Source organism: Arsenophonus nasoniae DSM 15247, from assembly GCF_000429565.1.
Classification (GTDB): domain Bacteria; phylum Pseudomonadota; class Gammaproteobacteria; order Enterobacterales; family Enterobacteriaceae; genus Arsenophonus; species Arsenophonus nasoniae.
This window is the reverse complement of record NZ_AUCC01000163.1, coordinates 1-2,869: the sequence shown is the minus strand read 5'-3', so window position 1 is coordinate 2,869 and position 2,869 is coordinate 1. Positions and strand designations below refer to the sequence as shown.

4 protein-coding genes, 1 tRNA gene and 1 pseudogene are annotated in these 2,869 nt (G+C 42.5%); 1 reads left to right on the top strand and 5 read right to left on the bottom strand.

Annotated elements, in window-relative coordinates; translation table 11 throughout:
- From G468_RS0116775 to G468_RS0116760, 3 genes and pseudogenes are all read right to left on the bottom strand, one after another.
- Window positions 1-416, bottom strand: a pseudogene (locus G468_RS0116775) (hypothetical protein); the annotation flags it as partial.
- Window positions 417-428: 12 nt separating this feature from the next.
- A complete protein-coding gene (locus tag G468_RS24945) occupies window positions 429-1,115 on the bottom strand; it encodes a hypothetical protein (protein ID WP_248604901.1) in 687 nt (228 codons plus the stop codon).
- 77 nt (window positions 1,116-1,192) lie between these two features.
- Window positions 1,193-1,960, bottom strand: a complete 768-nt coding sequence (locus tag G468_RS0116760) for a Rha family transcriptional regulator (protein WP_026824012.1) — start codon at window positions 1,958-1,960, stop codon at window positions 1,193-1,195.
- 303 nt (window positions 1,961-2,263) lie between these two features.
- Here G468_RS0116760 and G468_RS0116755 point away from each other — a divergent pair.
- Window positions 2,264-2,339: transfer RNA gene (locus tag G468_RS0116755), tRNA-Lys, on the top strand.
- A 2-nt stretch (window positions 2,340-2,341) separates the two neighbouring features.
- On the opposite strand, the gene G468_RS0116750 is transcribed toward G468_RS0116755, so the two are convergent.
- Both G468_RS0116750 and G468_RS21630 read right to left on the bottom strand, forming a co-directional pair.
- Entirely contained in the window at window positions 2,342-2,548 is a 207-nt protein-coding gene (locus G468_RS0116750) for a hypothetical protein (protein WP_026824011.1), read from the bottom strand.
- Between the two features lie 135 nt (window positions 2,549-2,683).
- On the bottom strand, window positions 2,684-2,869 hold a 186-nt coding region (locus G468_RS21630), incomplete at its 5' end, for an ssDNA-binding protein (protein WP_034250319.1).

Sequence of the window (2,869 nt, the reverse complement as noted above, 5' to 3'; positions counted from 1 at the left end):
GGTTTGCAAAATAACTGTATGAGCGCTTTACCTTCTTTATCTTTGGCTTTATCGCTATTGACGTTGAAGATATCGCAAAGCGAACCAAGCGCACCGGGTAAGCCATGTGCTAGTGCTTGTACTAATGTGTCATGAACGCGGGATAAGGGTAAGTCGATATTTAACACTTTGCTTAAAATCACCGTATCAAACATCCCCCCATTATGCCAAACGGTTAAGATTTCTGGGTCATCAAGATAGGCTTTTAAATCTGTGGGCATTGTTTTATCTTGCGTCACATCCCAAACCTTTACGGGGCCATGATTGTACGAATACGCAAAAAGTAATATTTCTGCATTTTCAGCATAGCGATGTGTGCCACAATTAATCGGAATATCGCTATAGGTTTCTAAATCGCAAAATAGTAAGTTTTGCATAATCTATCCTTATCAGGCGGTAACGGAAAAACGCCCCATTTTAGAGTGATACCACTGACTGCCGCGTTTCTCAGACTCAAGCATCGTCTTGTCCAGCGCGTATTTAAATGCTTCTTCCTCAACTACCGACATTTGGGTAATCTGTCCGCCTGGTGCAACATGGGGCACCTTTTTATAAGGCACATTCCACGCCATCACTAACTGGCGACATTTCGCATCGCTTAAGCCATATTTTGTTTTAAGATAGCTATAGCCTTGGAAACCCTCGGGTATTGTGCCTTGTTTGATATGCTCGATTTCTTCCGAGACTTGTTCTACCTGATGCTCGATACTCTTTAACCGACGCTCCTGTGCAACATTAGCTAATGCCATTGCTGCAATAATTTCATTGGCGCTTTGTGGTTTACTTTGCTGCTCCAGTTTATCAATCAGTGAACGGCGAACGGCTTTCGATTCACGCGCGGCAACACGAAGCGCTTGCTTAAGTGTCATTTCGATAATTTCAATATCAGCGCCGTTTTTTTGACCTACACTTTTTGTGTAGGTCTCTCCTTCAAGTTCATCTTTAACCTTTTCAATGAATTTATTATTCCTAATTGGTGGTTCGCCATGTTCTTTTCGTGTTTCGTTAACCATGACCAGTAATTGTTGTGAGTCAATCGTTTCACCGCCGGACAGAGTGATATTTTGTGTGTTCATTAAATTTTGCATGTGGAAATCTCTCAATAATGAAATTGATGAAAAATTGCCCCTATAAAAAGGGGCGTTAAGATTAATTAGTGACGTTCTAGGAAGTGGGTAAGTTCACCTTCGTACCAATGGTCAGTGCGAGCGGTGATTATCCCTATTTGTTCATAGTGGAATTGTTCAAAAAGCTGTTTGATCTCCGTTAACACGGTATCGATATTCTCACGTTTACGTAAAAGTCGTTTGATCGTCTGCTTTTCAGCGTCATTAATAATCTGGCGTAGTGACTCGGTGATGTAGTAAATACGTCTGCACTCGTCAGCCATTAACGGAATATGCTCTACTTGAAAACGCTCCGGTGATGGCGTGCCAGTTACTTCGCGCAACGCTAGCCACACCGCATTACTCCATGATCGCTCAAACCGAAAACCATTTGTCATACACCAGACTAAATGTGTTAGATTACGGGTGTCTGAATGGCTAAAACGCTCTGCGGCTTTCGTGTGGGGTTGAGGAGTAGAGTGTAACTTGGTTTCCATACGATTGAATTCAGCAATGTAGGCTTCCTTGAATTGGGCTGCTTTTTTACCTGTAAATCCCATTACCAGGAATACGAAACCGTCTTTGGTCATTTCGTAAGCTTCGATTTCACGTTTATTGAAGCCCGCTTTTACTTCCACTCCGACGGCGCAAAAGTTCGCCATCGTGAAAGCAGTTGAGCATTCGAGAGATCTAATCTTTTTGAGAACATCTTTATGTTGTTTTTCAAAGTATTCTGCAACAGCAATAGATGTTGTAATAGCTTTACCATTACGAATAGTGACTTTTGGATTAATAGTAGATAATTGAGGAGTCATATGACCTCCGATGGTAGTATTAAAATTTCTCACCACCTTAGAGACCAATCTGTGGTGGTGAACTGAACGGAGTTGGTCTTACCGGAACTACCGACCGGCCAACCTTACGGTTGCCCCATCCAGCCCACCATTGAATTGTGGCTAGATTACGACATTAAAAAACACGCTCGCGGCGTGTACATGTCGCGGTAGTTTACGAAGGGAGACCAATCCCAACATCTGATCTTGCAGATGCAAATAAACTATAGCGCATGATTTCTTCTTTCGTCAATGGGTATTTTGTGGTTATAATTGCGTGGTAGCGGGTTATTAGCTCAGTGGGTAGAGCAGTGGACTCTTAATCCATCGGTCGCAGGTTCGAGCCCTGCATAGCCCACCAACTCAACGATGGCTTTTTGCCAATCGCTTATTCTCTTTTCTCAAGTACTGGTTTTCTTCTGCCAGTAGTTGAATTATATTGATTAATGTTTTGGTTTCTTCATCGGCGTAAACGGGTTGCGCTAGGTTAAGTAAATAATGGCTGTTATTACTGGGGTTAGTGAGCGCAATGGTTTTATCAATATACTGATGCGGGTTATCTACTTTCATTTTAAGACTCCTCGAGTTATTTACTCTCTGTATATCAAATCTCCCTTAAGCCAAATTGAGTAAAAATTACTCATATTTTTAATCGATGCCTGATTATTTCACCACCTCAGGCGGCAGTGGTTCCCTGGTGTTAACTTAGCTGGCTAATAATTCTTCTTCCTCAGCCATGCTCAGGTCGTCAAACTCGTCAACAGAAGCTACGCTTCCACCGCTAAACGCATCACCATCCCGGAAAAACTGAACGCCTCTTAAGGATGCTGAAACGCCTTTACCATTGTTGTCATAGGCGTAAAACTCAATGGTGGCGTTAACGTAGCAGCC

Coding starts and splice junctions, on each gene's coding strand:
- G468_RS24945 (WP_248604901.1), bottom strand. CDS start 1,115: ATGAACACACAAAATATCACTCTGTCCGGCGGTGAAACGATTGACTCA.
- G468_RS0116760 (WP_026824012.1), bottom strand. CDS start 1,960: ATGACTCCTCAATTATCTACTATTAATCCAAAAGTCACTATTCGTAAT.
- G468_RS0116750 (WP_026824011.1), bottom strand. CDS start 2,548: ATGAAAGTAGATAACCCGCATCAGTATATTGATAAAACCATTGCGCTC.